We start from the raw sequence: 5,250 nt of genomic DNA on the forward strand, positions 1-5,250 counted from the left end.
GCCCCGGCCACCCCGGTCGCCCGCACCTCGCCGCCGCGGTCGAGCGGGAGTTCGCCGCCGACACCACCACGGTCCTGCGGAACCCGCTCAACGGCTGGGCGCTGTACGGCTCGTCGGCACCGCCCGCGAACTACTGGACGCAGTACGACGACGTCCCACTGCCCGACGGCACCACGGTCACGGTGTCCGACCACGCCTCGGTCATGTACATGCGGGTCTCGTGGACGATCCTCGAGCCGTCCGAGGGCGTGTACGGCTGGGACACGAACGCGGCGTTCGCGGGCATCCTCGCCGAGGCCCGTCGCCGTGGGCTGCGGCTGGCCTTCCGCGTCGTGGTGGACAGTCGCGACAAGTCGTCGGACTTCACGCCCGCGTGGGTGCGTGCCGCCGGGGCCGCCGGGTACGAGACGCAGACCGGCAGCAAGACCGTGTGGAGTCCGTACCCGGACGACCCGGTGTTCCAGGCGAAGTACGCCGCGTTCGTCGCGGCCTTCGGCAAGCAGTACGACGACCCGGCCACGACGGACTTCATCGACGGGTACGGGCTCGGCAAGTGGGGTGAGGGCCACTCGATGCTGTACCAGGACGCGGCGAACCGCGAGCCGGTGTTCGACTGGATCATCGACCTGTACCAGGAGCACTTCACCCGGGTGCCGCTGGCGTTGAACTACCACCGGATGATCGGGGGCCCGAAGGACTGGGGCACCCCGGACCCCGAGAGCGAGCGGATGCTCGACGGTGCGTACGAGAAGGGCTACGTCCTGCGCCACGACGCCTTCGGCATGACCACGTACTACGCGGACTGGGAGAAGTCGATGGCCGCGAAGTGGCGGTACAAACGGCCGATCATCATGGAGGGTGGGTGGGTCACCGCCCAGCACGACGTCACGCAGGACCCGCGCGGGTACGTGACGACCGCCGACGTCCGTCAGGGCGAGTTCGACGACTCGGTCGAGGCGCACGTGAACATGATGGACCTGCGGAACGGCGAGGCCCTGTCGTGGTTCGCGGCGCAGACCTTCCCGTTGACGCAGCGGTTCGACGCCGAGGGCGGCTACCGCCTGCACCCGTCGCGCGTGGTCGTGCCCGGTTCGGCGTCCGCCGGCGCGACGGTGGACGTCACGCACGAGTGGACGAACACCGGGTGGGGCTACCTGCCCGACAACCTGCCGGTGTGGAACGGCAAGTACAAGGCGGCGGTCGCGTTGCTCCGTGCGGACGGCAGCGTGGCGGGGACGTTCGTGGACAGCGCGTCCGATCCGTCGAAGTGGTTGAAGGGGTCGCCGACGTCGTACGCGTTCCGTCCGTCGCTGGCCGGCGTCGCGGCGGGTGCGTACCGGTGGGGCATCGCGATCGTCGACACCACCGCGGGCAACGCCCCCGGCATCGAGCTCGGTGCGCAGGGCACGCAGCAGGCGGGCTGGCTGGTCGTCGGCGACGTCACCATCGCCTGAGACGCGACTGCCTGGAGGCCCGGTGCCGGTCCACGAGACCGGCACCGGGCCTCCAGGCAGTCGCCCCCACCCCGTCAGCGCAAGTGGAACGTCAGCGCAAGTGGAACGTCAGCGCAGGAGGAACGCGAGGGCGCGCGTCAGGAACGCGCGGTGCTCCGGCGACGCGAACGACGCGGCGGAGTGGCCGAGCGCGTCGTAGACGGTGGTGCCGCCGCCGGGTCGTTCGTGCACCCAGGCGAGCGGGTGCCGCTCCCCCTCGTGCTCGTGGTCGAGCAGGACCCGCACCGATGGCGAGACCCGCAGGTGCGTGTAGCGCTCGTCCTCCAGGGTGAAGTCCGGCAGGCCGGCGGTGATCGGGTGCGCCGCGTCGACCACCCGGACGGTCGCGGGCCCGAACGGCGGGTGCATCGTCGTGCCGCGCTCCCACACCCCGCCGAGGGCGCGTTCCCAGTGCGGGTCGTCGGCGAACGACGTCGCGGCGACGTGCAGCACGAGCAGGGGCACGTCGCTCGCGAGCAGGCGGTGGAAGCCGGCCCGGGCGTCGGCGAGCGGGACGGGGCGGTCGTCCCGGGGCAGCCCGACGTCGACGACGACGAGTGACGGCAGGGGTCCGGTCGCGAAGGCGGCCAGGGCGGTGTCGACGTCCTCCGGTTGCTCGAGGGCGACGCCGGCCGACGCAGCGAGCGCCGTGACCGCGGCGTTCGTCTCGGCGAAGGGGTGCCACGGGTCGGTCCAGCGTCCGGAGCCGCCGAGCAGGACCGCGCTCACGGTGTCGCCCGGGTCACGGTGAGCGCGTGGTCGCCGTCGGCGGACGCCTGCCGCGCGACGAGCCGCACACGGTGCACCGCCGGGCCCCAGACCCGCTCGAGCTTCGCGTCGTCGACGTCCCGCCGCTCGACGTGCACCGCGAACCGCTCGGTGTCGACGGACAGGTGGGCGGGGCCGACGCGCAACCCGCCGTCGACGGGCACGGGTTCGTCGCGGGTCATGAGCACCAGGGTCATCGTGCCGGGCTCCGCGAACGTCCAGGTGTCGCGGACGACCACGCGTGCGGCGGCGCGGTCACGGGGCACCGCCCGGTCGAGCGTCGCGGTGCGGTGGAGCGATCGCAGTCCGCTGGACGCCGGGTACGCGGCGGTCAGGTCGGCGGACCACGACGCGACGTCGCCGTCGTCCTCGAACACGGTGTCGGTCGCGCGGAACGCGGCACCCTCGTGTTGTTCGACGCCGTTCGGCAGCGGGACGGTGTGCCAGGCACTCCGCATCGTCCAGATGCCGTAGCGGTGCTCCGGCATGAACGTCTCGCGGCGGTACACGCCCACCCCGACGTCGATGAGCACCGGTTCGCCGTCGAGCGAGACGATCACCCCGCCGGCGTCGTTGTGGTTGTGGCTGACGTCGTTGTGCCCGCCCTTCACCGCGAGGACGAACCCGTCGGTCGCGCCGTCGTGGGCGCGGGCGACGGCGACCTCGGTGCCGGGCAGCCACAGCGACGCGGGCATCCCGGGCTCGGCCGGCCCGTCGGTCCACGAGGGGTCCCGCAGTTCGGCGAGCGTCCGACGGAACAGCGCGGCGAGCTGCCCGTCGAACCGCAACGCGTGCTGCCGGCCCATCCACCGGGCGTGCCGCACGACCCGGTCGTCGTCGACGCGCTCCCCGAAGCGGGCGAGCAGGTTCCAGTTCGCGTTCTCGGCCAGCGCCGGGGAGCCGTCGGAGTGGTTGACCTGCGTCGCGGCGCCGATCTGCATGCCCATCGGGAACCGGGCCATGGCGGCGACCGGCTCGACCGAGAAGCCGTCGAACGCGCCGCCGGTGAGCTCCTCGACCAGGTCCAGGGCCTCGAACAGGGTCGCGCCGGCCCACCACCAGTACGTGGCACCCTCGTCGCAGCTGCCGTCGGCGTCGTAGCCGGCGCGGAACCGGTCGAGGATCACGAGCGCACGGTCGATCGTCGCGGCGAGGCGATCGCGGTCGGGCTCGACCACGGCGGCGCACACGAGCACGTTCGACACGATCCACGGCGCCCAGTTGTTCGGCGGCCCGTCGACCCCGTGCCAGGAGTACACCTCCTGCTCCCACGGGTCGAGCACGCGGCGGCGGATCTCGTGGTGGACGTGCGCGCGGATGCCGGGGCGGTCCTGCTCGAGGCGCTCCCCCGCGATCGCGTCGATCGCCGCGAGCATGCCGCCGACGTAGGCGTCGGACAGGTCGAGCACGTCCCGACCGGGCACGGGCAGGAACGGCCGGCTGCCGTCCTCGGGCAGCGCGTAGTGCGACGGCAGGCACCAGGCGCGCAGCTCCAGGATCCGCCAGACCTGGTCGCCGAGCACGTCCGCCCACTCGGCGTCGCCGGTCACGCCGAGCGCCAGGGCCGCGGTCGCGGCGGACTCGAGCAGGTTCCGCTGGGCCCGCTCGTACGGCTGGCGGTTCCCGTCGCGACTGTACGTCGCCCACAGGGCGAGGGTCGGGAAGGTGACCGCCGCGGCGGCGCGACGGTCGTGCGCGACCGCGAGCAGGGCCTCCCGGTCGGCGTCCGCGACGTGCGCCCACGCCGGGCGGTCGCTGACGGGAGGCGCGGGTCGCCACGAGCGCGGACGGAGCGCCGCTCGCGCTGCCGGGGTGAACCGGTCGGTGAAGGACGGGGCGTCGACGGTGACGGTCATGGGGTGGGTCTCCGGGTGGTGACGGTGGTGGACGGGTGCTGGCGGCTGGTGGGTGGCAGCTGGTGGCGGCGGTTGGTGGTGGCGGCCGGTGGGCTGCAGCTCAGGCCTGGACGGCGAAGCCGTCGGGGACGATGGGGTCGGTGAACGCGCCGGTGGCCGCGAACGCGATGGTCTCGCGCACCGCGTTGTCGGCGAGCCGACGCAGCTCGTTTCCGAGGGACCCGGCGATGTGCGGCGTGATGAAGGTGTTCGGCGTCGACCGCAGTCGGGCGTCCGGTGGCAGGCGTTCCGGCTCGGTGACGTCGAGGACGGCGGCCAGGTCGCCGCGGTCCAGGCGGTCGGCGAGGGCGTCCTGGTCGACGATCGCCCCGCGCGCGGTGTTCACGAGCGTGGTACCCGGCCGCATCCGCCCGATCACGGCACGGTCGACGAGCCCCCGCGTCGACGGCAGCAGCGGCGCGTGCAGGGTGACGACGTCGCTCGAGGCGGCGAGGGTGCCGAGGTCGACGGCGGTGACGCCGAGCAGCGCGGCCTCGTCGTCGTCCAGGTACGGGTCGCTCACGAGCACGCGGACGTCGTAGTCACGGAGCCGTTCGATGACGGCCCGCCCGACGCGCGAGGCGCCGACGACACCGACGGTCACGCCGTGCATGCCGACGACCGGCCACGAGCCCTCGACGTCGACCGGGGTCTCGTCCGAACGCAGCGCGGCGGCGCTGGCGAAGGCCCGCTTGGCGGCGAGCACGATCACCGCGACCGTGAACTCGGCGACCGGGACGGCGTTCGCGGCGGCGCTCGACGCCACGGCGATCCGTCGCTCCCACACGTCGGTGTCGACGACGGGCTTGACCGACCCGGCGGAGTGCACGACGGCACGGAGCCGCGGCATCCGGTCCAGACGGTCCGCGGACAGCACGGGGCTGCCCCACCCGGTGACGAGCACCTCGGCGTCGGCGAGCAGCGGGAGGTCGCACGGGTCGTCCGGGTCGAGCGGACGGTCGGCGACCAGCCGGACGGCCTCGGAGGCGTGCAGGGCGGCGAGGTCGCCGGGGTCGAACACCCGGGTGAAGGTCGCCTCGGGCATCACGAAGGCGACGGGGACGGGCGAGCGGTGCGCGTGGCCACGTGGGGCG

4 protein-coding genes are annotated in these 5,250 nt (G+C 73.6%); 1 reads left to right on the plus strand and 3 read right to left on the minus strand.

The window, feature by feature from the left end:
• Positions 1-1,454, plus strand: a 1,454-nt coding sequence (locus GVL05_RS19420) for a hypothetical protein (protein ID WP_159574207.1), incomplete at its 5' end; no start/stop codon positions are given.
• A 108-nt stretch (positions 1,455-1,562) separates the two neighbouring features.
• On the opposite strand, the gene GVL05_RS19425 is transcribed toward GVL05_RS19420, so the two are convergent.
• From GVL05_RS19425 to GVL05_RS19435, 3 genes are all read right to left on the minus strand, one after another.
• Positions 1,563-2,222 carry a ThuA domain-containing protein gene (locus tag GVL05_RS19425; RefSeq protein ID WP_159574208.1) on the minus strand — a complete coding sequence of 220 codons (660 nt, stop codon included), beginning with the start codon at positions 2,220-2,222 and terminating at the stop codon, positions 1,563-1,565.
• Positions 2,219-4,117 (minus strand): heparinase II/III family protein, encoded by a 1,899-nt coding sequence (locus tag GVL05_RS19430; protein ID WP_159574209.1) that lies wholly within the window; start codon positions 4,115-4,117, stop codon positions 2,219-2,221. Before GVL05_RS19430 ends, GVL05_RS19425 begins: the two co-directional genes overlap by 4 nt.
• A gap of 100 nt (positions 4,118-4,217) precedes the next feature.
• A partial coding sequence (locus tag GVL05_RS19435) for a hydroxyacid dehydrogenase (protein WP_159574210.1) occupies positions 4,218-5,250 on the minus strand: 1,033 nt, incomplete at its 5' end.

This window comes from Curtobacterium sp. 18060 (assembly GCF_902706105.1).
In the GTDB taxonomy this organism is placed as follows: Bacteria; Actinomycetota; Actinomycetes; order Actinomycetales; family Microbacteriaceae; genus Curtobacterium.